Raw genomic sequence first — 26,544 nt, 5'->3', positions numbered from 1 at the left:
GCTCTCAACGCTACTAGAAAAAACAACGCCGCCAACCTCAAAAACTGGCGGCTTTTTTTTGTTTGCACCGACCTTGAGCCTTCCGTTTATCGATCTATTATGCAGTTCATCCCGTAGCCAACCTGTAATATAAACAACAATCGTTGGTGAGATGAAAGTAGATAAGACGTGTTTCCGTCCTGCATTCATCCTTGTCATTCGGGAAAATTACAGGGTAGTAAAATGACAGATGAACAGCGTGCAACACCAAGTCTCTTACTTGCGTTAACACCTGTTGTATTGACGCTTTTAATCCTCGGCACCCAGATATTTTACTTCGGCGTGTTTGAGCCTCATATACCGCTTGCCATTGGCATAGCATTAACAAGTTTTGTTGGTACTTATCTTGGTCTAACGTGGGAAGAAGTGCGGGCAGGAATCTTTAAAGTTATCCATGTTGCGTTGCCGTCGGTAAGTGTACTTATTGTTGTAGGGATGATCATAGGTATTTGGATAGCCAGCGGTACGGTACCCACCATTATTTACTACGGGTTAAAGACCCTGTCTCCCCAAATTTTTCTGGCCGCGGGTATGGTTATCTGTGCAGTCGTTTCAGTTTCTTTAGGCACAAGTTGGGGCAGCGTAGGCACCGTTGGTTTAGCATTAATGGGTATCGGTGAAGGATTCGATATCCCCATGTACTGGACGGCGGGAGCAGTAGTTTCAGGCGCCTTTTTCGGAGACAAGGTATCGCCGCTGTCGGATACTACAAACCTTGCTCCAGCGGTTACAGGTACCGACGTGTTTTCACATATCAAGAATATGATGGCAACGACAATCCCTGCCATGGTGCTCGCATTTCTGATTTACCTTGGCGTCGGCTTCTTCGTTATCGATGCTCAGAGCGTCTCATTTGCAAAAATTGCAGGTATCACCAGTGCATTAGAAGATAACTTTACCGTTACGGGGTGGGCGTTATTGCCAGCGCTTGTTGTTATGGGGTTAGCCTTAAAGAAAATTCCCCCCCTTCCTGCGTTATTTGCAGGAGCGGTTGTGGGAGGAGCCTTCGCCATGTTTATGCAAGGGCAGAGTTTGCAAGCCGTTTTCGATTATGCAAATAACGGATATGCCATCCAAACGAATATTGTTGAAATAGATAGTTTGCTTAATCGCGGCGGCGTTCAGTCAATGATGTGGACTATTTCATTGGTATTGATTGCGCTTGGTTTCGGTGGAGCGTTAGAAACGACAGGCTGCCTAAGAAGCATTATCAATGCAATAAAGAGCAAAGCGAAAACCTTTGCTGGTACACAGATAGCAGCGGTTGGTACGGCGTTTTCTACTAATCTGGTGGCTGGCGACCCGTACTTGTCGGTAGCCTTGCCGGGAAGAATGTATTCACCCGTTTATAGAGGCATGGGTTATTCCACGCTTAACCTGTCCCGTGGCATTGAAGAAGGGGGCACGTTAATGTCTCCGCTCATCCCTTGGAATGCCGGTGGTGCGTTTGTGATATCTGCTCTTGGCCTGGGTATTTCTGGCGCAAACTTAGAAAACCTGCTGTACATCCCTCTTGCCTTTGCATGTTGGACGGCGCCCCTAATAGGGATATTTTACGCCTATGTCGGTTGGTTCTCACCCAAAGCCACTAAAGCTGAAAAGGAAGAGTGGGAGTCTTCTGGCGCCGAAATAGCGAAATTTAATAAGGACGGAACGCCCGTTACCGAGTAATGTTGGATAAGCGAAAACAGTCGCTTGAAACGCGCGAGTGACCGTAGCTAAAACTAGTTACTACAGTGTTAAAGTCTGATGACTCTAATACTGTAGTACGCTCGACTTATTGGCGTTCAATTCTTTGGTTTTCTTAGTCATCCTGACTGAAAATACAAACTCTATTCCTACCAAACCTTTTAGCGACATAAAGCGCTTCGTCACACTGCTTAATGAGATTCGATGTTTCAATCCCTGTTTGATACTGCGCAATGCCAGCAGAAAAGGTTTGTGCGCTGATATTTGGCGTAATACGCACTTTTCGATAACTATCAAGGATAGAGCTAACAACTTCTTTAGCCTCGGCAGCCGACGTGTTAGGAAGGCACAGAATGAACTCCTCTCCACCATAACGTCCAAATGTATCTGTTTTTCTAATGGACTTGGAAACGTGTTCACAAAAGGCTTTGAGTAAATCGTCCCCACACTCATGGCCATAGTTGTCATTGATTTCTTTGAAGTTATCTAAATCGATTAACACCAAAGATAAGTCGTTTTTATACGCCTTTGCTTCATTTAGCTCTAACTGCACTGCGCCGAGTAAACTTCTTCTATTACGAACGCCTGTGAGCGTATCAACGGTCGCTAATGTTTCCTGTTCTCTTTTCAACCTTCGCTGGACAGCATATAGATAGCTAATGAGGGCTAAAAGTCCTAATAAAGTCAGCGCCCCAGCAGTAAGAATTAGATTCATTCTGTTGCTGTTTGCAAGTTCCAGTTGAGATAATTCGTGCTGTTGTTTTAAGAGTTGTAGTTTTCGCTCAGCTAACGCACTTTCATAATAGTCGCTAAACAGTTCTTTTCTGTCGTCAGTTTGATAGTAAAGAGATTGATAAAAGTTCTTACTGTCTCGCAATGCTGAAATGGCAGCCTCTTTGTTCCCCAGCTGCTCGAAAAGAGAAGACTGAATAGATTTGAATTGTGCCCAATGTAAATCGGGTGAGCTGTACTCGTCACTCAAGTTGTCGATAATTAAAGCTGACAACGCGTTAGCTCTTTCAAACTCACTCTGTTCTACTAGTGCTTTGAACCGAGAAATTTGATAAGTGTTAGTATCGTATGAGGTCGGTAGTAAGGATATGAAACTCTCAGTTTTTTCAATTAATTCATGCGCCTCTTTTACTTTGCCCAGAGCATAGAAATATTCAATTTTTAAAACTAGTCCATAGGTGTAGGTATTCCAGTCCTCAATGGATGTAGCGTATTCGGTGTATTTTTCGAGCATGTCGAAAGCCTCATCTATTCGACCTAAGTTCTCGAGGCTTCTTCGTTGGCAGTCTAGGGCAATTTGGTAATACCGATGGGGGCTAGACAAAGGCCTAGTATAAAAAAAGGTCTCTGCACGAGAACACAATTCTAAAGCACGCTTATTCTCCCCTAAATAAGACATATTGAGCCCTATCTCAAGCTCCATGTTTTCTATTGCACCGTCTCCAAAGAAGCGTTTTTCGGTTAATGAAGGCAGTTCGCCTAACACTTTCGCGCCAGAGTTTAGGGATGCTCTTATTAGTCCCATTCTCGCTAGAAAAATGGATTTAGTCGCAATAGCGTCAAAGTAAAGCTCAGGATCATTGTCGTTGGCAAACGCTATTACTTCGTCAATAGTGCTATGGGCTAAACGCCACTTTTCCTGAATGGCGAGGTTATAAGCTGACAGAATGTTGTGTCTGAAATACAACGCTGGGTGTGAACGCTTTATATCTTTTAAGTGGTCTTTCGGGGCAAGTTTGTACTCTTCGAATCCCGTGGGATGATCAAGCATAGATTGCAGTAAAGCAATGTAAACAGATGCAAGAGATGACTGTTCAGATAAGACATCAGAGTCAGAGACTAATGCCGTTAACTCTTCTTCACTGTCGGGTTTACTGCCTATAATTTGGGAATACGCTTGAAAATATCTGTCATCGTCAGATGCGAAGGTATTGTTCATTCCCAACAAAAATAGCACTAGTACGCTAATACACTTCTTATACTTCACTCGCTTTCTTCTTTTATTACTCGTACCTGAGCTTGTCTAGTGAGGTTATCAAATATTGGAAGAAATGTTTGATAATTCTAGCGTGCTAAAACAAAAAAGGGCCTGAAAAGGCCCTTAGTATTATTGCTCTATCAACTTAGAAAGTATATCTAGCGCCAAGCGTGTAGCGAGGTCCGTACTGACGAGCAAATAAGAATTGCTCTTCGAATCGGCCGTAGCCACGCTCTGTTTCGTCGTTAATGTTTACGCCTTCTAGGAAGACAGTTAGGTGCTCATTCACATCATAGTTGATGCTGGCATCAACTTGACCAAAGGTGTCGAACTGAGTTGCTGGGTTATCTGAAGAACCTTGTGCTTGGCCAATACCCACAACATAGTCTGAGCGCCATGCATAGGTCACTTTTACAGAAAGGCCTTCTTTCTCATAAAACACTTGGAAGTTGGCCGAGTCACTGATACCTACTAGCGGGTCTTGCTCGTTCAGGTTGTAAGGGTCGTATTCAACGTCGCCGTCAACTAACGTTGCGTTGGCGCCGAAACCAAAACCAGTGTCGCCAAACGTATGCTGAATAGCTAACTCAATACCTTCAACGGTTTTTGAATCGCTAGAGTTACCAGGCTGTGTGGTGCGCCACGTGATTAACGGGTCATCCGCATTAGGGGTTACCACACCGTTTTCGTCAGCATAGCTGTTGTCAATGAAGTAGTTATAAATAGCACTATCGGTGGCTTGCTCACCAGCTGCCGTTAATGCGGTCACGGCTTCGTTCCAGCGAGGGCCTTGATAGATGTCACGTAAACCTTCGAACTGCTGATCTTGACCTGTGGTTGTAATGTAGTTTTCAACCGACTTTCTGAATAAACCCACGGCAAGCATGCTCGACTCGTCGTAGTACCACTCAAATGAAAGGTCTAAGTTAGTTGACTCGAACGGTAGCAAGCTGGTGTTACCCGCCGATGCGGTTCTCGCGCCAATTTTAGGGCTTCCACTGAATGCCAAGCCACCTTGTAGCAAGCCAATCGGCGCTCTGGTAATTGATTTACCCCAAGAGAAACGCGCAACAATGTCATCCGTCACATCTACTTTTACGTCGAACATGGGTAATAAAATGTCATATTCGCCAGTAAAGTCTTGCACCTGTAGCTCGTCTTCAAACTGCGTGATCCACTCAGAAGCTGCGACCCAATTTACCTGCACAGGTACACGAACCTCCGCAGAGCTTGGCACTTCTGTTTCTTCGTAGCGTACACCAGCATTTATTTGCACGTAATAATCACCGACCTCGAAGTCCCACTCTGACTGAACATAAATAGAGTCGGTAATTTCCTCTACGTTACTGACAGAAGGCGCACCGCTGAAGTAAGGGTCGATAGAGTAAGCGTTACTCTCGCCAACGACATCACCAGTAATGAAAGCAAGTTGACGGGCAATGGCTTCGTCAAAATCATAGGTGTAATAGTAACCCGGATTCATGCCTGCGCCGCCACCGTCAAAAGCGTCTAGGAAGCCTGATGTGTCATTGCGAATAAACATGCTGTCTGGGAAAATTTCTGTGAAAGATGGACTAAAACCCGGGCCACCGCGTAGTCCGCTCCACGCTTCAAAACCCGTCAATGCTTGTTCTGTTCGGGCGTAACCAAAGTCAATTTTAACCAGTGGTATGTCGAAAGCTGAGTTATACCACGTGCCGTCAAGCTGCAGTTGCTCAATATCAGAGCGACCTGGTGAGTAAATGAATTGGCTGAAGTTAGAGTCAATTTCACTAGGTAAGATTTCATTCGTACCGTTGTTCCAGTTCACATAAACTTGTGGAATCTCGCCTGCTCTGTAGTCGTAAACTTTTGACTCAAGCTGGTTTGAGCCCAGTATAATTTGACCAGAGCTACCCAAACCTTTGTCATAACCGTTATCAATCTCGTTGTAAGAATCGTGGTAATCCAGACGGAAATGCCAATCGTCAGACACTACCCAGTCTAGGTTTACACCAATTGAACGCGCGTCAACTCGCGTGGTTTCGCGACTGGCAGTAAACGAGCCGTCGTCGCCACTAATATCGGCATAGACTGCTGTACCATTTTCGTCTAATTCGTACGCATTAATATTAGCGCCAAAGTTATTCCAAATACCCCATCCCACTGTGTTGGTGCCAGTAGTGGCGCGTGTTGCAGTGTAATCTATCGTTGCCGTAAAATCGTCAACTGGGCGAAATTGGAAAGTAACTTGGGCGTTTGAACGCTCACGCTGAACGTCAGTAATGCTGTAGTTCATGTCTTTAGGGAAGAACGCAGCGTCGGTAATATTGGTGCGGTTATCAACCACATTTTCAGGGTCTAAGTCAGGTAGTGCAGCGTTTTCTTGAAGCTGCCAGCCTTGAATATTTGCCGCTTGTTGTTGAAAGTCACGTTCTTGATGAGAGAATGACAGACCAAATCCAAACATGTCATCGGCAAACGTGTTGCTGTAGACACCAGCAATTTCAGGGGTTACGTCATCACCCGCTTCGTTAGACGAGTCGTAAATACCTTTCACTGAAAACGTGGCATTTTGTCCTGATTGCGCCAACGGCTTCATGGTAATAATGTTTACCGTTGCACCTAGTCCTCCGCTGGGATTTTCTGCACGGGCGGTCTTCTGAAGCTCAAGCGTGTTTACACCTTCAGAAGAAAGGTTGGCTAAATTGAAGGAACGGGTAAAGCCCGTCCCCGGCATTTGTCTACCGTTCAGGGTAATTAGGTTGAACTCAGGACCAAAACCACGAACGGTAATTTCACTACCTTCACCGTTTGAACGACTAATACTTACACCTGTAATGCGTTGAAGTGCCTCAGCCAGGTTGGTATCAGGAAATTTACCTAGTTCTTCAGCGGATATGGCATCTACTACGCCGCTTGAGCTGCGTTTCAAATCCATAGAGCGGATCATACTGCCGCGAATACCGCTTACTTGAATAACTTCAACTTCGCCCTCTGCCGGTGTTACCGCTTCTGATTCTTGTGCGTAAGAGGGAAGAGCTAGGGTAGAGCCCATCAACAAAGCCATTGATGTGGCAAGCTGGGTCTTTTTAAATGGTGTGTTTTTCATAATTGCCCTACTAATTCTTATCAATTGGTCACTGCCGCTTTAAAGGCTAAAGCGGCATTTGCTTTGTTACTGTGCTGCTATTTCTACATTGTCGATGCGATAAACTGCACCTTCGCCTTGCCCCCATGCTGGGAACATCATGATGACGTTGATAGCGCTGATATCTAAGCCTGCGTCATATAGGGTTTGTAGTGGGAAAGTGTATGTTTGCCATTCACCTTCAACCGGATCTGCACCTTCCAAGCTGGCCGACATTGGAAGTTCAACAGCAGAAGAGACATTAATGGACTCTACTTTGAACAACCAAGGTGCAGAGGCGTCGTTAGGCATTGAGCTTACTTTCATTTCAAACTTAATCGCGCCATTTGAAAGTAGTGATGAAGCATCGAATGATACGGTTTCATCAGCTAAGAAACCCATCACCGTTGGTGTAGCGCCAATGCGAAATTCTGCTACTGTGCCGTGTTCCGCGTCGTCTACTTCTTCAGTTGGCGTTGAGCCACCACAACAATCCCAGATTGACCATTGTTCAGCTGCTGTATCAGCAAAGAGCGTGATGCCCGCACCTGACGCATCTTCGCCGCTATCAGGGTGGTAAAATTTCACATTGTCTAAGCGATAAACCGCGCCTTCACCTGTGCCCCAAGCTGGGAAAACCATAATGACGTCGATAGCACTTACGTCCAAACCACGTGCCTGCAATTCTGAAATAGTAAATGTGTAGGTTTGCCATTCACCTTCCACAGGCTCCTGACCCTCAACGCTATCAGAAAGTGGCAATTCAACAGCAGTAGATGCGCCATTAGACTCGATTTTGAATATCCAAGATGCTTCGGCGTTACTAGGCGCACTCACTACGCGCATATCAAACTGCAATAAGCCACCGTCGGTAAGTGCTGTAGCATCGAACGGGGTGTCACCGCCGCCAGATTCAGGACGCGTGATAAAGCCCATTACAGTCGGTTCTGCGCCAATTCGAAATTCTGCAGTTAGACCGTGTTCTTCGTTGTCCATTTCTTCAGTAGGGGTAGAGCCGCCACAGCAGTCCCACATAGGCCAGTTAGGGTTTTGCCCATCTTCGAAGATGACTAATTCTGGGTAGCTAGCTCCGCCTTCTTGCGAAATTTCAACATTAGCCATGCGATAAACCGCGCCATTGCCGGTATCCCACGCAGGGAAAACCATGATGACATCGATAGCACTTGTATCTAAGCCTGCTGCTGCAAGCGCGCTAAGTGGAAATTCGTAAGACTCCCACACACCCTGTTCAGGCGCAGCACCAGCGGTGTCTGCGGGTCCTACATAGCCGTCCATCAGTGGAAGTTCTGCGGCAGTTGAACCTTCAGAACTTTCAATCTTAAATAGCCAATTAGTTGTCGCATTTGCAGGCAGCGATGTAACTTTCAGATCGAATTTAACACTGCCAGTTTCTTCCATTGGAGACGCATCAAACGGAGACGCTTCACCTTCTGGGTCGGTAATGAATTGAGCTCGACTGATAAAGCCCATTACCGTAGGTGTTTCATTAATAGCAAATTCGAAAACCTGTCCTTGCTCGGCATCTTCTACAAGTGCTGGTGTTGAACCACCGCAGCAGTCCCACGCAGGCCAGTTTGGATTAGGTGTTCCGTCGAAAATAGTAAGGTTTTGTGCAACACCGGTTGACGGTGGTGAAGGGATAGGCGCCTCGCCTTCCACTAATGCATCGTCTAGTGAGTTGTAACCTGGGCGAACAGTTTCACAGCCCTTGCCGGTGTCTGGGTTCGATGCACATTCGTACACTCGAACATAATCGACCTCGTAAGTCTGACCTTCGGCAAACGCTTCAGCATCAATACCTGTTTCGTTTACGTTAGCTGGCCAGTCGCCACCTACTGCAAAGTTAAGGATAATGTAGAATTCTTGATCGAATGGCGCATTGTCCCAGTGAGTGGTTAGTTCACCTGTGCCTTGCTCAAAGTATTCCGCATACCAGCCGCGGTGAGAAAGTCCAGTTGCGTCACCGTTTGCGTTATAACGAACTTCTGAACGACGCTGCGTAGCGTAAAGGTAATCGTCCATGTACCAGCGAATTTCGCCTTCTTGCCATTCAACGGCGTAGGTGTGAAAGTCGTCTGCTGGATTCGCTCCATCAGGAAGCGAGTAGGCTTTGCCTGAGCTATCGTTATTTGGCCATTCTTGACCATAGTGAAGGGTGCCGTGAATATGGCTTTCGGGATTGCCGTCAGCATCTAGTGCCTTAAGGTTTACGGCTTCCATGATGTCAATTTCGCCAGAACGAGGCCAGCCACCGTAAACCTCATCAGTTGGCATCATCCAAAATGCCGGCCAACTGCCTTGGCCCGAGGGTAATTTAGCACGCATTTCAATACGGCCGTATTTAAAGTCTGCTTTGTAGCGCGTGTTTAGACGGGCTGACGTATAAGGCTTTTGCGCTCCTTCTTCCGCGGGTAGAGCAACAATTTTTAGGCTACCGTCAGACACAAATGAATTGTCTTCGCTGTCGGTATAACACTGAGATTCATTATTGCCGCCACCGTCGCAGTTTACTTCATGAGTCCAGTTGTCATCGTCAATACTGTTCCCATCGAACTCGTCGCTCCATACCAGCTCCCAGTCAGAAACGGGTGCCGCAGGATCAACAACGTCGATGTCTGTAGATGTGGTTGCTCCGCCTCCACAGCCAAATAGGGTTGCGACTGAGATCGCGGCAGCTATCCGCGAAAGTTGAGATGCTTTTTTCGTCATTGTTTTCAGCCCTGATCTAAAGAAATTGGGTTTTTATGTAGTGGCAAATGCCACGTAAAAAGCTTTTTGTAAGCGCTTACAATTTAGGTCAAATAAAAATGGCTGTTTGAAAGCGCTTACATTACATTAAGCGACTGACACATAAAGATCAATACTGTTCTCAAAAAATTAACATTTGGCTGTCGGTCTTATTTTTGTTTTTTTTCGCTTATTGTCAAATAAAACAATAATATAAGGTTGTATTAGAGGGTGGGTTAAAATTTAAAGGTGCTTGTTTCACTCACTATTTACAAATTATCTAAGGGACTTGTTAATGACCTGTGCTCGATATTTTGTTCGCACCTGGGTACACATCACGTTAAGCTCAATATACGATCTCATGTGAGTTGTTATTATGCATCACCACAATCACAGCACTACCGCCTCCAATCATCATAAAGGTCAGCATCACGGCCATCACCACGGTGCGCATGCTGAAGCGCTAGGCGAAGATTCCACACGCATTGGATGGGCGTTCTGGCTAAATTTCATCTTTACTATCATTGAATTCATCGGTGGTTGGCTCACTAACAGTGTTGCCATTATGGCAGATGCTGTTCACGATTTAGGAGACTCTCTATCCATAGGTCTGGCGTGGTATTTAAGTAAGCTCGGGAATAAAGCATCTACCGAAAAGTATACGTATGGCTTCAAACGGCTAAGCCTTATGGGAGCTATGATCAACGGCGTTATCTTGGTGATTGGCTCAATTTGGGTGTTGTCTGAGGCCATCCCTCGTTTATCTAACCCCGAAATGCCCATTACAGAGGGTATGATTGGATTGGCAATCCTCGGTATTGTCGTGAATGGATTTGCAGCTTATAAAATCCACGGCGGTCATTCGATGAATGAAAAGGTGCTTAACTGGCACTTAATTGAAGACACGATGGGGTGGGTAGCGGTACTGGTAGTAGCCATTGTGCTCCATTTTGTTGCATGGCCTATACTTGACCCAATTTTATCTATTGGTTTTACGCTATTTATTTTGGTCAATGTTGTTCGGTATGTTGTGCAGACCATGTCATTGTTTCTGCAGGGCGTACCTGACTTGGCTACAAGGAATGCTATTAGCAACACGCTTTTGAAAATCGAGCACGTTGAAGAAATTCACCATGTACATTTTTGGTCGCTTGACGGAGAGCAGCACGTGCTTACTGCACACGTGGTAATAAACTGTGCAATAGACAATGACAAACTGAGAGCACTCAAAAAGGAAGTTCACGAGCGTTTAGCCCCCTTTGAGCTTGCTCATACCACGATAGAGTTTGAGTTGCCGGGTGAGCCATGTCGTGATGATAATGACCATTTACACGCCCACTCTCATGAACACCAGCACGAAGAAATATAAGTTGCGTTTAACTCTGGCGAGAGTAGGGATTCGTTCTTTAAAGGCCTACGAAAATCAAGCTATTGTAGTGATAGGCCTTTTAAGTAATAACTATAATTAATAAATAAAAGTATGAATATTAGATATCAAGCGATTCTCCCGGGAGTAAGCGTTTCGGTCATAACCGGCTTGGCGGCTCTTTTTCTCAGCGATCACTACGGTTCCCCTGCCATGCTGTTTGCTCTTCTGATAGGAATGGCTGTTTCTTTCCTCTATCGAGCCGATTCACCAAGTACCGAAGGTATTGATTTCTGTGCCAGTACTCTATTACGTACAGGTGTTGTACTCCTTGGTTTAAGGCTCGCACTTGAAGATTTAACGGCACTGGGTTGGGATACGCTGGGCTTATTGTGCTTTGCCATTTTAACGACTATTTTGCTTGGAATTGGCCTCGCTAAAATTTTTGGGTTAAAAGGGCAGTTAGGTGCCTTAACAGGAGGCGCAGTTGCCATCTGTGGCGCATCCGCTGCCTTAGCTATATCTACCATTCTACCCAAAGGCCAGCACCATGAGCGAGATACACTAGTTACCGTTATTGGCGTTACCGCTATGTCTACAATCGCCATGGTACTCTATCCTATTATCGCTGTTCAGCTAAACCTGTCAGACAGTGAAGCCGGCATATTTCTAGGTGGCACTATTCATGATGTTGCGCAAGTTGTAGGGGCAGGGTACTCGATTTCTCAGGAAGTAGGTGATATGGCGACGCTAACTAAACTTGTTAGGGTGGCTATGCTAGTTCCAGTAGTTATGATTATGGTGTTAGTCGTAGCAAAAACCTTATCTGTTGATATCAAAAGCCGCCAAACAAACAGTCCTAAGATACCACTGTTTTTAGTTGGCTTCGTAATGATGATGCTCCTGAACAGCTTCTTTGTTTTACCTGAAAGTGTTGTAGAGGTGGGGAGTCAAATCTCACGTTTTTTCCTTATCGTTTCCATAGCCGCGATTGGAATGAAATCAAACTTGGGTCAGCTCATCAATGTTGGTGTGCGACCAATAATTATGATTTTCGCAGAAACCTTATGGTTAGCACTCATCATTTTAGGGTACTTACACTTTTCGTAACGTTAGATAAGAAACTGGACGCGTCGTTTTAAATGTATCGAATTTAGAAAATCTGCCGATATTCAATGTATAACGCTACTTCAGACTAATAGTTAAATGGTCTGAATATCTGTTAATCTGAACAAAATAACTCTATAAAAAACATATCGGTAACCACACATGTTTGTATCTCGCAGTAAATACGAAGAAAAAGAAGAGCAAGTACGTAAATTAGAAGCAAAAATGCAAGAAGCCTTAGACAAAATTGACGTTTTAGAGGCAGAAAATAGTGAGCTCATTAATGCCATTGAGGCTGCAAGTAGCCAGCACGCATCGTCGAACGATTCCGTTGTAATGAAGTGCATTATTGATGGTATGCGTCAATTAGAAGGTATTCGTGAAACGGTGTTGACCACTTATCAGCGTATTGACGCTGAGAATCAGTCAGTGGCTAATATTCATGAGCTCTTTAGTGACTCTGCTACTACGTTAAGCAAAATTGTTACCGACATGAGCGGGCTTAATATCCAAATGGGCAGCATGAGTGAGCGTATATCGGGGCTATCAACGACAGCAGATAACATTAATAAATTTGTTACTACTATTACGAGTATTTCTGACCAAACTAACTTACTTGCACTAAACGCTGCTATCGAAGCTGCGCGAGCAGGCGATGCAGGCCGCGGGTTTAGTGTTGTTGCTGATGAAGTACGTGCATTGGCGACAGAAACCAACAAATCAGCAACAGAAGTATCTGAGCTGGTGAACGGTATAATTCAGTCTACTTCCAAAGCGGTTTCAGGTGTTAATGAGCTGCGCGGTAACAACGAGCAGCTAGGGACTGGCATTAATCAGCTAAATGGCAGCTACGAAGTTATGGTACAACACTGTGACAGTATGAAGTCCACCATTAGCGAAGGCGCAATTGCTACGTTCATTCAAACAGTAAAGTTGGATCATGTAGTGTGGAAGGCCGAGGTTTATGCAATGCTGTGCGGTTACAGCAATAAATCTGTAGCGGACTTTAGCGATCATAAGAACTGCCGCCTTGGGCAGTGGTATAGTGACAATGCTAACAAAGCGATTGGCCAGACAACGGCATTCAGAGAGATTGAAGCGCCGCATGCAAAAGTGCATAGCAGCGGAATAGCCGCAGTGCTAGCTAAACAAAATGGCGACAACGCTGAAGCTGATGCTAAGCTTATAGAAATGGAACAAGCCAGTGAGAGAGTAATAACACTCCTTGATAGGCTAGTTAATTAGCGGCCCTAGAACCTTACGGTTCAACTGGCCCTATTGAAAAGCGTGGCGCCCGAATTCATAGCGGCGGTCGAATTTAGCGGTGCCCATTGTGGAAAAGCATTTATTGTAGAAGGTGAAGCGCTAACGGTTGGGGGATGATAGCAGGTGCTATCTCACGATAATGGATGGTATAGCTCTCCCTAGCTCGCCAAACCTCTCAAAGACGAAACCCCTCTGACACTGCGCGAGAGCTATTCTCACTGGTGCGTTAATGCAGTGCAGCAAGATGACAAAAGCGCCATGCTTATCGTAGAAGACGAGGGTATTGGTATGTCGAAAGAAACACTGGATAGAATATTCACGCCCTTTTTTACAACTAAACCACCCGGCGAGGGAACAGGGTTGGGAATGTCTATTTCCATGACTATTGTTGAAGAGCACAACGGAAAGATAAATATCACCAGCGAAGAAGGAAAGGGTACGCGCGTTACCGTTTTGTTACCTCTAGCCTAAAGTATAAATTGCTTTCCTAAATAGCTGATAGAATATAGAATTTCTCTAATTTTTTCTTCCTGCTAGACAGAATTTGTTTATGTTCTAGTCTTAGGAGGTAAGCAACATTTCCTACGATTAACGGATGGTTGCTTTGCTACATGGAGAAAGCACCGAATGAGAAACAATCAGCCAGTTACCCAAAAAGAATATAAGTTTCCAGCACATCATCGCCTGATATCTTCGACCGATAAGCGCGGTGTTATCCAGCATTGCAATAGCGAATTTGTGGAGGCGAGCGGATATACTCGTGAAGAACTCATTGGTAAAAACCACAATGTTATCCGTCATCCAGATATGCCAGCCCCCGTATTCAAAGAGATGTGGCGTACTTTGGAATCTGGGCAGAGCTGGTTAGGTCTCGTTAAAAACAGAAGAAAAAATGGCGATCATTATTGGGTTTCGGCCTTCGTAACGCCTGTGTACGAGGGGAAAACCGTTGTCGGCTATGAGTCCGTTCGAGTTCCAGCGTTGAATGATGAAATAACGCGTGCTTCCGGTGTTTATGCAAGAATGCAGCAAGGAAAGTCAGCGGTATCACCAATGTCGCGCTTAGCTCAAAACCTAATGCATCTGGCGCCTCCGTTGCTGATAAGTGCTGTCTTAGTAATAGCTCTTGCATTTACCCACGGCGCCGCTGCGGCTGGCATTGCGCTGCTTGGAGCTATAGTTTTAATGATTGCTCAAGAAGCCAAGACAAGAAAAGACTGGGGCGCGCTGCTTTCTCTTAGCCCAGAAAGCTACGCGAATGAAACGGTGGCACAAACCTACTTCCCAGACCCCCCTCACATAAGCCAAGCCAAACTTGCACTGGGGTGTGAACTTGCCAGAAATCGCACGGCATTAACCCGAATTAAAGATGCGTCAGCGGGGCTCGAATCAATTGCTAACACCACGCATGAGCAAGCAGAAAGCACCAGTGCCGCGGTTGTTCAGCAAAATCAAGCTACACAGCAAATTGCGTCTGCGGTAACACAAATGAGTCAAGCGATTCAAGAAGTTGCCGAACGAGTAGAAAGTAACGCAAAGAGCGCAAGGACAGCGGCATCCAATGTAGAGACAGGCAACCAAAAAGCAGAACAAGCCATGCAGGCGATCGTAGCGTTGCGCGAGGCGGTAGAGTCTATTTCTACCACAGTGACAGAGTTGGCTCAGTCAACCAGCGATATTGGCGAAGCGGCCAATATCATCTCGACCATCGCTGAGCAGACTAACCTGTTAGCGCTTAATGCTGCGATTGAAGCTGCAAGGGCTGGCGAACAAGGAAGAGGTTTTGCGGTTGTTGCCGATGAGGTTCGTACTTTAGCTTCGAAAACTCGCGAATCGACCGATAAAATCCACAACATCATTAATGAATTGGCTGAGCGTTCTGATCGAGCTGTAAGGGTATCGACGGAAGGGCTAGCTTCAGCTGAGCACGGCAGCGCTATAGTAGAAGAAACCCGAGGTGCATTGTTTGAAATTAACAATGCAGTGAAAGGTATCGCTGATGCCACGGTAGAGATGTCTTCAGCGGTAGAAGAACAAAGCACGGTGGCAGAGCATATTAACCAGCAGTTAGTAGAAGTCGCTGACGGCGCGTCTGAAACCCAGCGTTCATCTGAAGCATCGCTTGCAGCAAGCCACGATTTGCGCGCAACGGTTAATCAGGTTCACGAGCTAATATTGCGTTTCAGTACAGATAAGTGAGTAGGAGAGTAATACTCACTCCAGCTCGCTTAAGCTCGCTCCATTAAAAGACCTATTGCCTATTTGCGCACAGATGTGGGGCTAAATAGAAGCTGACAAAACCCGAAACAACGCTGTAGGCTTGGGTATTTATGAGTTCGCGTTTAGTCCCGCGTGTAGGCCGCGTCTGTAGGCCGCCACAGCGGGGAATAGTGAAACCAAGTATGTGCACCCCAGTATCAGTAAAATGATAATAACACTGCTTTGTCCAAACAGCGGGCTGCTTAAAAACAACCCATAGGTACTGCTTAACCAAGGTTTTAGTGCGCTCATAAGCCCAGCTACCAAGCCTAAACTCAGTGCGGCACTCACAATCGTAAGCAGCATCGCTTCAATCTGTATGAGTAGCAGTAAGGTAAACGGTCCTGCGCCTATAGTTCGTAAAACGGCGATTTCTTGATAACGCTCCCTCATCGTTGCTAGCAGCATAGTCGCAAGCCCAATAAGCGCGCAGATGACGATAAGACCGGAAAGGCCAAGCAATAGCGATTCAACATTTCCCATAATTTGCCAAAGTTCTGCGAGTGCCATGCCCGGTAGAATAGCCATTAGCGGCTCTTTTTTACTTTGATTAATTTGATACTGAAGCTGCAGTGCAGTTACCCGATGTTTAAGCCCCAGCATCACCACGGATACTGACTCAGGCGTAAACGCTTCGCTATTGTAAACTGCATGTTCTTTTGTATGCTCGTCATGCTCATGCTCATGCTCATGCTCATGCTCATGCTCGTTCGCCTTGTCAGCAGATTTACGGCCTAACATTGAGGTGGGCGAATGTTTAGGTCCTGTGTGGGCTTCTTCAAGTCCCTGTAGGGTAACGTATACGGCTTTATCTACGGGCGTACCGGTTTTCTTAACTATGCCTGAGATAGTGAAAGGGTGATCATCATGGTTGTTGAACGATACGCTACCCAGACCATGGGAAATAATAATCTTATCCCCTACCTTGTACCCCAATGATTTGGCGATATCTGCGCCAATAACGGTAGACAGTGGCTGCGTAAATGTCGAGCCTGCTGCCATTTCAAGTGATTGCATATCACCGTATTTAAAGTGGTCGAAAAAGCTGTTGGTCGTACCTACTACTCTAAAACCTCTGTGGGTATCACCCAAAGATAGTGGGATAAGCCACGATACCTGCTTGTTAGATTGAAGCGCCGCAATACTTTTATATTCAATACCTTTGGTGGGAGTGCCTATATTAAACACTGATGACAGGAGTAAATTAAGCTGTCCACTTGGTGCGCCAACAATAAGATCTACACCAGAAACGGTGCGCGTAAAACTGGTTTTAACTTGGGTGCGAATAATGTCCACGCACAAAAGTAAACTAATGCTGATGGTAATGCTTAAAAGTGTGAGGATTGCCGTTGTTTTCCTGCGCTTTAAGCTTTCAATAGCAATGGTACTTAGCATTACGCACGCTCCTGTGCTTTTGTGGCCTCATCGCCTCGCGTTTTTATGTGGTTTGTACTTGGGTTTAATTCACTCATGCTGCAGTGGCGGTCGAAATAACTCTCCATGGCTTTATCGTGACTAACAAAAATCATGGTGCTTTCACCTGCAACGTCTTTTAGCAGCGACATAAAACTATCTCTGGCATCGGTATCTAGGGCAGAGGTAGGTTCATCGACAATTAATAATTGTGGGTCGTTAATCAGTGCTCTGGCAATGGCAACGCGCTGCTGCTGACCAATACTCAATGCGTCAGCTTTCGCATGCAGCACGTGAGAAGGCAGCTGTAGCTTGTCCAGTAAATGACGAAGCTTTGCGTCTGATGCTGTCTTGCTGACGTTTGTACTTGCAAAATACACCGCCGCATTAATGTTCTGTGCCACAGAAAGGTAGGGAATAAGATTAAATTGTTGAAAAACAACGCCGATATTGCGTGCTCTAAACTTGTCCCGCTGTCGGTTCGATAATGCGGAGAAAGGCTGCGCTAATAAGGCGATGTCGCCCTGAGTTGGAGTTAATGTTCCGCACAGCAAATTGAGCAATGTGCTCTTTCCGCTACCCGAAGGCCCTGAGAGAAAAACGTGCTCACCTTGCGAAACTTGCCACGCTTTAATGTCAATGATGGGGGGGCTTTCTTTGGTGTACGAAAACTGTAAATTGCTAACTTCAATCGCTTTGTTGCGCTCTTCAGTCACTGCACTGCGGCCTTCAACTACTGCATTGCGCTGGGAGTGAGTGCTATTGTTTTTATTGATGGTATTCACGCTAAGCCCGACCTGTATTTACGTCTTATGTTCACATTAGCAAAAGCGACACGTCTGTTCACCCAGTTAAAAACCAGAGAAAACACATTGCCGCGTTGAGGTAATGTTATCAAATAACATTTTTTCGTATAGCTATGCTATCAGATCTCATCAGCCTAAAGCGGCAATTGCTCTTATTAATTGCTCATCATAACGACGCAAAAGAAAGGCGCGCCTAAATTATCAGCCGTTAGCTTGTAGCTTTACCACTTCTGCGCTTTCATCTTCTAATACGCTTTCTGCGGTAGCGCCTTTGAAAATCTTACTGATTTTATCTTTGTTTTTAGACAGCATAATGGTGAGTTCTTCCACTACGCTATCGTCTAGCTTAATGCCCTTCGCATAAATGTAGTCAGCAAGGTTATCCGCTGCATCGAGCATTTTGTCATACTGATCGGCTTCTTTTTTGTCGGTAGTTACCAATTTTTCTACCCCTTTGTGCGTAACAACATACTGTGTGGTAATGGCCATGGTAGGTCCCCTGTTTATTAAAGACACAAAAACTGTACAGCATTTTACTGTATAAATAAACAGTATTTTGATTAAATGTCTGAGAGTAGTGTTTGGGGAAAGGGCAAATGATTGTTCTAAAGGTGATTAATGCTTGTGCAATTAGTAACTGCTGCGTATAATGCGCGCCCTTACAGCCATCCCAATTCGTTCCTTGTCTCCATACAGTCGGCTGTACTGTCGAGGCTACAACCGTAAGGAGCTATAATGCGTCATTACGAAATCGTATTTATGGTTCACCCTGATCAGAGTGAACAAGTACCTGGTATGATCGAGCGTTATACCACAATCCTAAAGCAAGACGGTGGTCAGATTCATCGTTTAGAAGATTGGGGCCGTCGTCAACTGGCTTACCCAATTGAAAAGCTGCACAAAGCCCACTACGTACTAATCAATGCTGAAGCGTCTGCAGAAGCTGTTGATGAATTGGAAAATGCTTTCCGTTTCAACGACGTGATCCTACGTAACATGGTTATGCGCACTAAGACTGCTGTGACTGAGCCTTCTCCAATGATGAAAGAAGAGCCTCGTCGTGAGCGTCGTGACGATTCTGCTCCTCGCCAAGATCGCGCGGAAAAGAAAACTGAAACCACTGAAGACAACGCTTAAGGAGATCACCCATGGCTCGTTTTTTCAGACGTCGTAAGTTCTGCCGTTTCACTGCAGAAGGTGTGACTGAGATTGATTACAAAGATATCGCTACTCTTAAGAACTACATCACTGAGAGCGGTAAAATTGTCCCTAGCCGTATTACTGGTACAAGCGCAAAATATCAGCGTCAGCTGTCTTCTGCGATCAAGCGCGCACGTTTCCTTGCGTTGCTTCCGTACACTGATTCACACAAGTAATTTGGCGAATATAAGGGTTAGCTAAGATGAATATCATCCTACTAGATAAAATCGCCAACCTTGGCGGCCTGGGCGACCAAGTGACTGTTAAGTCTGGTTACGCTCGTAACTTCCTTTTCCCACAGGGTAAAGCGGTTCCTGCAACTAAAGACAACGTTGAAAAGTTCGAAGCACGTCGTGCTGAACTTGAAGCGAAAATTGCTGAGCAACTAGCTGCTGCTAACGCACGCGCTGAAAAAGTTGCTGAGCTTGCTGAAGTTACAATCGCAGCTCCTGCTGGTGACGAAGGTAAACTTTTTGGCTCTGTTGGTACTCGTGACATCGCTGATGCAATCACTGCAGCTGGCGTTGAAGTACAAAAAGCAGAAGTTAAACTACCTACTGGTACTCTTCGTGAAACTGGTGAGTATGACATCGACTTACAACTTCACTCTGACGTTATCACTTCAATCAAAGTGATCATCATTGCTGAAGCGTAATCGCTGACGTATTTGAAAAAAGCCGCTCCTAGAGCGGCTTTTTTTTGCTCTAAATTTTTGTTCGATACTTAAAGAACAATACCAATCCGCATAGATGATTGCCCACCCAGAAGGTGCTGGTAAGTTTCCTAGCAAAGCGTGGGAATGTAGGAATGGCCGTTGCTTTTCAAATTCCCAGAGTGAAGCTTGCCAGACCTTCCCGAAGGGCGAGTTTAAAATATCCCTACCCTCACTCCACGTCGCGACGCCTAATTAACGATGGGTGTAAGCAAATATGTCCAGCGCCGACAAATGGCGTATTTTTGAGGTCCACTCATCTGCGATAAATAACGTTTTTTAAACGGTATTTAAACAAAATGTTAATAATCGCTGAAATTCTTAGTGTCATGGCTTTAAACTTTTTCTGTCATTCCTGCGACCTATAGTAAACCAAACAATAAAAAGCATAAGTGCCATATTATGGACATCACTAAGCAAGCAATAAAAAACGCGACTGGGGTAGGTATCGGAATAACGCTACTGGTATTTTTAGGGCTATATAGCCTGTTTAATTTACCTGTACAGCTGTTTCCTGACATTGAAAGACCGAATATTAACATCCAGACCTCTTGGCGCGCTGCGTCGCCTCAAGAAATCGAATCTGAGATCATTGAGCCTCAAGAGGAAGTGCTGCAAGGGATCCCTGGCCTTGAGTCGATGAATGCATGGGCAAACCAAGGTAATGCGTGGATTAATCTAGAGTTTGGTTTAGATACGGACATGCAGAAAACGCTCATTGAAGTGATTAGCCGCATGAATCGCGTACCGCCACTACCTCGCGATGCCTTGTCCCCTAATATTATGCTTGCTGGAAGTGGGGGAGACGCCCCCGCTTTGACCTACTTTTTTCTTCAGCGCCTTCCGGGCAATCCAAACGAAATTAATACCTATGTAACCTTTTTTACCGATGTCATTAAACCTCAGCTTGAATCCATCCCGGGCGTTGCAAGGGCGCGTATGGAAAGCGGGGTTGGCGGCGTTGAGGAGTTTCAAATTGTTTTCGACCCGTTTAAAGCGGCGCAGTTAGGCATTGACCTAACGGCAGTTGCCAACGAGTTGGGGCGTGCGAATGATATTTCAGGCGGCTTTGTCGATGTGGGCAGAAGACGCTATACCCTGCGTTTTGAAGGTCGCTACGAGCCTACGCAAATGGGTGAAATGATCCTTGAATGGCGAGACGGCAGCCCTATCACGCTAAATGACATTGCCGAAATTAAAATCACCCGCGCTGACGGTGCAAACTACAGTGTGCAAAACGGCAATCCGGCTATATCTATTCGCGTAGACAGACAAAACAACGCCAATGTTTTAGCTACCTTAGAAGCCGTAAAAGCAAAAGTTGCACAAATAAACGAACAGGACTTGGCCCCTGAACAGTTAGTAATGGCGCAAAGCTTCGATGCCTCAGTGTTTATCTATAGAGCGGTGCAGCTAGTTACCAGCAATTTATTTATAGGCGTGCTGCTTGCCATTGCCGTGCTTTGGCTCTTTATGCGCCAGCTGCGGGCAACGCTCATTGTGGCATTGGCCATTCCTATCTCACTACTTAGCACTTTTGTGGTGCTTCAACTTACCGGTCGCTCGCTCAATATCATTTCACTGGCAGGACTCGCCTTCGCGGTAGGTATGGTGCTAGATGCCGCTATTGTCGTGCTGGAAAACATTGTAAGAACGCGCAAGAGCGCCGAAGCCGAAATCGAAAATAAAGACCCACATTCACAAACGCACATGGAGGATTGTGCCCATCGGGGAACGAAAGGAGTGTTTGGTGCCCTCATGGCGTCAACAGCCACCACCGTTGCTATTTTTATTCCCGTCATGTTTTTGGAAGATGTTGAAGGGCAATTGTTTGCTGACCTCGCTCTTACCATTGCCATTGCAGTGTGTATGTCGCTAGTGGTTGCGGTAACGGTATTGCCTGTTGTTGCCGCTCGATATCTTAATGGCAACATGCCAGCTGATAGCTTACAGCGGGTATGGGCTAAGATAACCCGCGCTATTATGTCGCTATCAAGTACGCCGCTTCGCCGCCTTGTATTAGTCATAACACTCATGGGCGTGCCTATAACAGGTAGTGTTCTGCTTATGCCTTCCATGGACTATTTGCCACCCGTAAAACGCGATGCCGTTGACGCCTTCTTAAGTTTGCCTGCAGGTGCTAGTGAAAACTTTATTAGCGAAGAAGTGATGCCAATTATCGTTGAGCGACTGCAGCCCTATATGGACGGAGAAAAGCAGCCAGCGCTGAAAAACTACTACATTATCACATGGCCAAATGGCGGAAATTTGGGTGTGCGCGCTAAAGATCAGTCTAAGGTCAAAGAGTTAGAAGCCATTGTTCGCGATGAAATTTTAAAGGATTTGCCGGATACACAGACCTTTTCACAACAAGGCAATTTGTTCGGCGGCTTTGGAAACGGTCGCTCAATCGACATTCATCTTCAAGGTACCGATCAGGCCATGCTCGGCATCGCTGCGCAAGCAGGTTTAGACAAATTGAGAGAAGTTTTTCCTAACGCGAATGCGCGTTCGAATCCACCTCTAGAGCAAGCCGAACCAGAGCTTCGCTTCTACCCTAATGACAGCCGAATGATGGAAGTCGGGTTAAATCGCGGCAGTATGGGGAACCTGGTACGTGCCATGGGTGATGGTATGTATGTGGGGGAGTACTTCGATGGCACCAAGCGCATGAATATTATCTTCCGCTCAGCCCCCTGGTTTACACCCGAAGACTTAAATAGCACGCCAGTCATGACGCCATCAGGCGAGGTGGTGCAATTAGGCGAACTGGTAGGTATTGAAAGAGCCGTAGGGCCAAGTCGTATTCAGCGCATTGATGGTCGAAGAACCCTCACGCTAAACGTAAATCCGCCAGAGGGTATGAGTTTAGAAGAAGCAATGAAAGTGATTACCTCTGAGGTTGAGCCCGCCATTATGGCAATGATGCCTACCGATGGCGCTATTAATTATGGTGGTAGCGCGGATAGCTTAAAAGGCGCTATTGCCTCGATGGCTGATAACTTTCTTTTTGCCATGGTGTTGCTACTGCTGTTAATGGCGGGGTTGTTTAAATCGTTAAAAGACAGCGTGCTGGTAGTACTTTCTATTCCGCTAGCCACGGTGGGCGGGGTGATTGCTATTCGTATCATGAACATCTTTACCTTCCAGCCCATGGACCTGTTAACCATGATTGGCTTCATTATTTTGCTAGGGCTTGTGGTGAACAATGCCATTTTACTCGTGCATCAGACTCGTATAGGAGAGCAAGAAGGGCTGACCCGTGATGACGCGGTAGAACAAGCAATCAAACTACGTTTACGGCCTATCTTTATGAGCACGCTGACTTCAATCTTTGGCATGCTGCCCCTGCTGTTGCTACCAGGTGCAGGCAGCGTTATTTACCGAGGTCTTGCGGCTGTTATTGTGGGAGGAATGACGGTGAGTACCATATTCACCTTGCTATTACTGCCTACCTTGCTGCGTATGACGGCTTCAAAGTCACCTGTAAATATACTCAAACCCCTGGCCGAGCGCATAGAGAGCACCGGCGCTTCGCCGACTACCTCATCCACCGTAAAACAAAATAAATACAACGATCATGTGTAAGGAAAATACAACCATGAAAGCAATGACTTCTACTCTCGCCCTTAGTGTGTTTGCCTTATTTGCAAGCAGTGTATCGTTGAGCGCACACGCGCAGGATAGCAAGCAACCACCGCCGGTGCTGGTTCAAATAGATGAAGCCAGAGAGCAAGCGATTTCACAACTAACCTGGGTTCCTGGAACGGTACTAAGCGTTATCGATGCAAACCTTGCCTCTGAGGTAGACGGTCGCATCACTTGGATGGCAGATGTAGGTGATGTGGTTAAAGCAGGGGAGCCTTTAGTTAAAGTCGACGATACTCGCTTAAGCATTACCCGCAATCAAAATGCCTCAAATATTGCCAGATGGCAGTCGCAGGTTGAACTGTTTACCAAACGTCTAGCGAGGTACAAAAACCTTCAAGCAAGTCAAAACACGTCCAGAGGTGAGTTAGAGGAAGTTCAAGCTGACTTAGAGAATGCTAAGCAGGAGTTAGCGCAAGCCAAATTGGATTTAGAATTCACCGAATATCAGATAGCACAAAGCAGTATTCGTGCTCCCTTTACGGCTTTGGTGGTTGAAAGGCTACAGTCGCCGGGCGAATACACTGGGGTAGGGCAAACCCTGCTTCGCGTGGTAAACCCTGATAGCGTTGAAGTTCAGGTGCGTGCACCGCTCAACGTATTACCCTATATTGCTAACGGCATGAGCGTAAGCGTTCACAATAACGTGAACCAAGTAGAAGAATCTATTCGTGCCATTGTACCGGTAGGCAACAGTACATCGCGCATGATGGAGCTACGAATTGCCATCAACCCCGGTGACTTTCCTATAGGTAGTGCAGTGCGCGTGGCGCTGCCTAGCAGCGATACTCATGATGGTGTCACCATACCCCGCGATGCACTGGTACTAAGAAAGTCGGGCACCTTTATCTATCAGCTCAATGAAAATAATGAAGCGGAGCAAGTTAAGGTGACAACCGGGGTGGGGATGGGCGATAGAATTGAAGTGTTTGGCGATGTGAACCCGAAGCGCTCGGTTGTGGTGAGAGGAGCTGAACGTCTGCGTGCAGGCCAGAAAGTACGTTACAACAATGAGCGTGAGTCTTTGACAGCGAAGAACTGAGAGAATTGTAACAAATGTAAAAGTGCTATCCATTTAGACTAAAGTTAATGAGAATGTTTCTTATTTGTAATTGTTGATTATCAAATGGAGACATCCTTGAAAAAGTTAGTTTTAGCCAGTGCAGTGTGCACGCTATCCAGTCCGGTAGTATTTGCGCAATCCCTAGAAAGCCAGAATGAAGAAACCAAGTCTATAGAGCGAGTTGCTGTGGTAGGCGCAGCAACTAACTTGAGCATTACTGCCGAGGATATTGAGCAGTTTCAGGCAAACGATTTAGCTGATGTTTTTAGAGAGTCTCCGTCGGTCAGCGTTGGCGGTTCAGTAGGTGTAGCGCAGAAAATCTTTATCCGTGGACTAGAAGATGCCTACCTGAATGTAACCGTAGATGGCGCGCAACAAACCTCAACCCTATTTCACCACATTGGCCGCGTAACGCTAGATCCCGATCTTTTGAAGCAAATCGATGTGCAGGCTGGTGCAGGTGAAGCAACCAGTGGCCCAGGTGCCATTGGTGGTTCAATCCGCTTTAAAACCAAAGATGCGCAAGATTTATTGAGAGGCGACGAACAATTTGGTGGTCGAGTAAAAGCGAGTTATTTCTCAAACGAAGGCACCCGATATAGCGGCAGCCTTTATGGAAAGCTAAGTGATTCATGGGGCTTGCTAGGTTATTACAGCACGGTTGACAGAGATAACTTTGAAGACGGCGACGGCAACGAAGTGCTGGGTACTGCCGCAGATCAAGATCTCATGTTCCTTAAAGCCAGTGGTTACATTGCGGATAATCAATACCTTTCAATAAGTGCAGAGCAGCGCGATGAAGAAGGTGAGTTTTCGGCAAGACCTAACTGGGTAGTACTAGAAGGTGCTCCACTTTATCCTAGTGAAGCAGAGCGTGATACCTACGTAGCGAACTACCGCTTTGACCACAGCGCATTGGTTTTCTTAGAAGCCACTGCATACCAAACATCATCATCGTTCCGCGGCGGCCGTTTCGATTTCTTGTCTGATATCGATACCTATGGTTTTGATATTAGAAACACCACCGACATTTCAAACCACGTATTCACCTACGGTATCGACTATCGTAAAGATGAGGTAGAAAGTGGCCCTGGCGTAGGTCCTGTGCAGAACGCAGAAGAAGGCAGCGTAATGGGTATTTACGCGCAAGCTCATAGCAATATCACACCAGAGTTGTTGTTGAGCTACGGTGTTCGTTATGACGACTTTGATTTTCAGCAACAAATCTTGATCGATGACTATTACGGCACACCCGTTACCGATGAGCCATCTGGACTAGACGACAATGAACTTAGCTTTAACGTCGGTCTTGAGTATCAGCTTACCGAAGCTTGGACCCTTGGTCTTGGTTACGCAGAAGCGGCGCGCGGTAAGCAAATTGGTGATGGTTTCACGCTTGACGAATACTTATATGATGGTGAGGACGTTCCCGTTGTTGCCAGTGACGTGGTGCCTGAAACTGTCACTAATATTGAAGCGTCAATCGAATACAGCGCGAATAACCTTAATGCGCGCCTTAGCGCCTATGAATCTACTATTGATGATGTGCTATTTAGCGGTTATCAAGGCAACTCGGTATTTAATAATATCGGCGACCTAGAATCATCTGGCGTAGAGTTTAACCTTGCGTATCGCTGGGACTCTGTTGACGTGTACTTTGGGTTTTCAAGCGTAGATGTTGAATTGATGCCTCGTGAAGATCTGTACAGCGTACCCTATAACAGCATCGATATTAACGGATACGAGTTTGTTGGCTTAGGTAATAGTCGCGGTGATACGTGGGTACTTGGTGCAGATTACACCGTTACTGCAGACATTAGCGTTGGCTTTAACATCACTATGGTTGACGACATCAACATAGATACACTACATCAGGCCTTGGAAAACGGTTGGACCGACTCGCTTTATTCACTTAACAAAGCAGACTATACCCTAGTGGATATTTATGGCGAGTGGGAAGTCACAAACGACCTTCGCTTAAATCTGGCGGTAACGAACTTGTTTGATGAAGCGTATATCGACCATTCAAGTGTGGGTGACTACAGCGAAGTATTCCCAAGCGTTATTGGTCCGCAAGAAGCTGGACGAGATATTCGTTTGTCTGTGACTTACGATTTCTAAGCAACGCC

18 protein-coding genes are annotated in these 26,544 nt (G+C 45.9%); 12 read left to right on the top strand and 6 right to left on the bottom strand.

Annotation, left to right across the window (positions count from 1 at the left end):
- The first annotated feature begins 222 nt into the window (after window positions 1-222).
- The gene (gene nhaC / locus BIZ39_RS04100; RefSeq protein ID WP_014951141.1) at window positions 223-1,710 is read left to right on the top strand and encodes a Na+/H+ antiporter NhaC; all 1,488 of its coding nucleotides are present in this window, start codon (window positions 223-225) and stop codon (window positions 1,708-1,710) included.
- 133 nt (window positions 1,711-1,843) lie between these two features.
- Here the strand turns inward: nhaC and BIZ39_RS04095 are convergent, their stop codons facing one another.
- The 3 genes from BIZ39_RS04095 to BIZ39_RS04085 form a co-directional block, all read right to left on the bottom strand.
- Window positions 1,844-3,727: a GGDEF domain-containing protein gene (locus tag BIZ39_RS04095; RefSeq protein ID WP_187446411.1), complete on the bottom strand. Its 1,884-nt coding sequence runs from the start codon at window positions 3,725-3,727 to the stop codon at window positions 1,844-1,846.
- A 136-nt stretch (window positions 3,728-3,863) separates the two neighbouring features.
- Window positions 3,864-6,809: a TonB-dependent receptor gene (locus tag BIZ39_RS04090; protein WP_187446410.1), complete on the bottom strand. Its 2,946-nt coding sequence runs from the start codon at window positions 6,807-6,809 to the stop codon at window positions 3,864-3,866.
- A gap of 66 nt (window positions 6,810-6,875) precedes the next feature.
- Window positions 6,876-9,557 (bottom strand): family 16 glycosylhydrolase, encoded by a 2,682-nt coding sequence (locus BIZ39_RS04085; RefSeq protein WP_039229199.1) that lies wholly within the window; start codon window positions 9,555-9,557, stop codon window positions 6,876-6,878.
- A gap of 394 nt (window positions 9,558-9,951) precedes the next feature.
- On the opposite strand from BIZ39_RS04085, the gene BIZ39_RS04080 reads away from it, so the two are divergent.
- The 5 genes from BIZ39_RS04080 (at window position 9,952) to BIZ39_RS04060 (ending at window position 15,513) form a co-directional block, all read left to right on the top strand.
- Complete coding sequence (locus tag BIZ39_RS04080) at window positions 9,952-10,944, top strand: cation diffusion facilitator family transporter (protein ID WP_187446409.1); 993 nt, start codon at window positions 9,952-9,954, stop codon at window positions 10,942-10,944.
- A 111-nt stretch (window positions 10,945-11,055) separates the two neighbouring features.
- A complete protein-coding gene (locus BIZ39_RS04075; RefSeq protein ID WP_061096108.1) occupies window positions 11,056-12,051 on the top strand; it encodes a YeiH family protein in 996 nt (331 codons plus the stop codon).
- 159 nt (window positions 12,052-12,210) lie between these two features.
- Window positions 12,211-13,293 (top strand): methyl-accepting chemotaxis protein, encoded by a 1,083-nt coding sequence (locus BIZ39_RS04070; RefSeq protein ID WP_187446408.1) that lies wholly within the window; start codon window positions 12,211-12,213, stop codon window positions 13,291-13,293.
- A gap of 255 nt (window positions 13,294-13,548) precedes the next feature.
- Window positions 13,549-13,785 (top strand): sensor histidine kinase, encoded by a 237-nt coding sequence (locus BIZ39_RS22155; protein WP_239257672.1) that lies wholly within the window; start codon window positions 13,549-13,551, stop codon window positions 13,783-13,785.
- Between the two features lie 156 nt (window positions 13,786-13,941).
- Window positions 13,942-15,513, top strand: a complete 1,572-nt coding sequence (locus BIZ39_RS04060) for a methyl-accepting chemotaxis protein (protein WP_187446407.1) — start codon at window positions 13,942-13,944, stop codon at window positions 15,511-15,513.
- Window positions 15,514-15,642: 129 nt separating this feature from the next.
- On the opposite strand, the gene BIZ39_RS04055 is transcribed toward BIZ39_RS04060, so the two are convergent.
- The 3 genes from BIZ39_RS04055 to BIZ39_RS04045 form a co-directional block, all read right to left on the bottom strand.
- Complete coding sequence (locus BIZ39_RS04055; RefSeq protein ID WP_049585674.1) at window positions 15,643-16,968, bottom strand: ABC transporter permease; 1,326 nt, start codon at window positions 16,966-16,968, stop codon at window positions 15,643-15,645.
- Window positions 16,968-17,771 carry an ABC transporter ATP-binding protein gene (locus BIZ39_RS04050; protein WP_061096103.1) on the bottom strand — a complete coding sequence of 268 codons (804 nt, stop codon included), beginning with the start codon at window positions 17,769-17,771 and terminating at the stop codon, window positions 16,968-16,970. The genes BIZ39_RS04055 and BIZ39_RS04050 overlap by 1 nt, the downstream gene beginning before the upstream one ends.
- A gap of 222 nt (window positions 17,772-17,993) precedes the next feature.
- Window positions 17,994-18,281 (bottom strand): YebG family protein, encoded by a 288-nt coding sequence (locus tag BIZ39_RS04045; protein ID WP_061096102.1) that lies wholly within the window; start codon window positions 18,279-18,281, stop codon window positions 17,994-17,996.
- Between the two features lie 246 nt (window positions 18,282-18,527).
- Here BIZ39_RS04045 and rpsF point away from each other — a divergent pair, with 246 nt between their 5' ends.
- The 6 genes from rpsF (at window position 18,528) to BIZ39_RS04015 (ending at window position 26,536) form a co-directional block, all read left to right on the top strand.
- Window positions 18,528-18,929 (top strand): 30S ribosomal protein S6, encoded by a 402-nt coding sequence (gene rpsF, locus BIZ39_RS04040; protein ID WP_014951120.1) that lies wholly within the window; start codon window positions 18,528-18,530, stop codon window positions 18,927-18,929.
- Between the two features lie 11 nt (window positions 18,930-18,940).
- Window positions 18,941-19,168, top strand: a complete 228-nt coding sequence (gene rpsR, locus BIZ39_RS04035) for a 30S ribosomal protein S18 (protein ID WP_012519954.1) — start codon at window positions 18,941-18,943, stop codon at window positions 19,166-19,168.
- 26 nt (window positions 19,169-19,194) lie between these two features.
- The gene (rplI, locus tag BIZ39_RS04030; RefSeq protein WP_012519953.1) at window positions 19,195-19,647 is read left to right on the top strand and encodes a 50S ribosomal protein L9; all 453 of its coding nucleotides are present in this window, start codon (window positions 19,195-19,197) and stop codon (window positions 19,645-19,647) included.
- A 459-nt stretch (window positions 19,648-20,106) separates the two neighbouring features.
- Window positions 20,107-23,292 (top strand): efflux RND transporter permease subunit, encoded by a 3,186-nt coding sequence (locus BIZ39_RS04025; protein ID WP_049585677.1) that lies wholly within the window; start codon window positions 20,107-20,109, stop codon window positions 23,290-23,292.
- Between the two features lie 13 nt (window positions 23,293-23,305).
- Complete coding sequence (locus BIZ39_RS04020; protein ID WP_168463113.1) at window positions 23,306-24,394, top strand: efflux RND transporter periplasmic adaptor subunit; 1,089 nt, start codon at window positions 23,306-23,308, stop codon at window positions 24,392-24,394.
- A gap of 96 nt (window positions 24,395-24,490) precedes the next feature.
- The gene (locus tag BIZ39_RS04015; RefSeq protein WP_049585681.1) at window positions 24,491-26,536 is read left to right on the top strand and encodes a TonB-dependent receptor; all 2,046 of its coding nucleotides are present in this window, start codon (window positions 24,491-24,493) and stop codon (window positions 26,534-26,536) included.
- Window positions 26,537-26,544 lie beyond the last annotated feature (8 nt).

The sequence above is a fragment of the Alteromonas sp. BZK5 genome, from assembly GCF_014349115.1.
Lineage (GTDB): Bacteria > Pseudomonadota > Gammaproteobacteria > Enterobacterales > Alteromonadaceae > Alteromonas > Alteromonas macleodii.
Note: the sequence above shows the minus strand (reverse complement) of the source record. Positions and strands in the feature narration are given on the sequence as shown.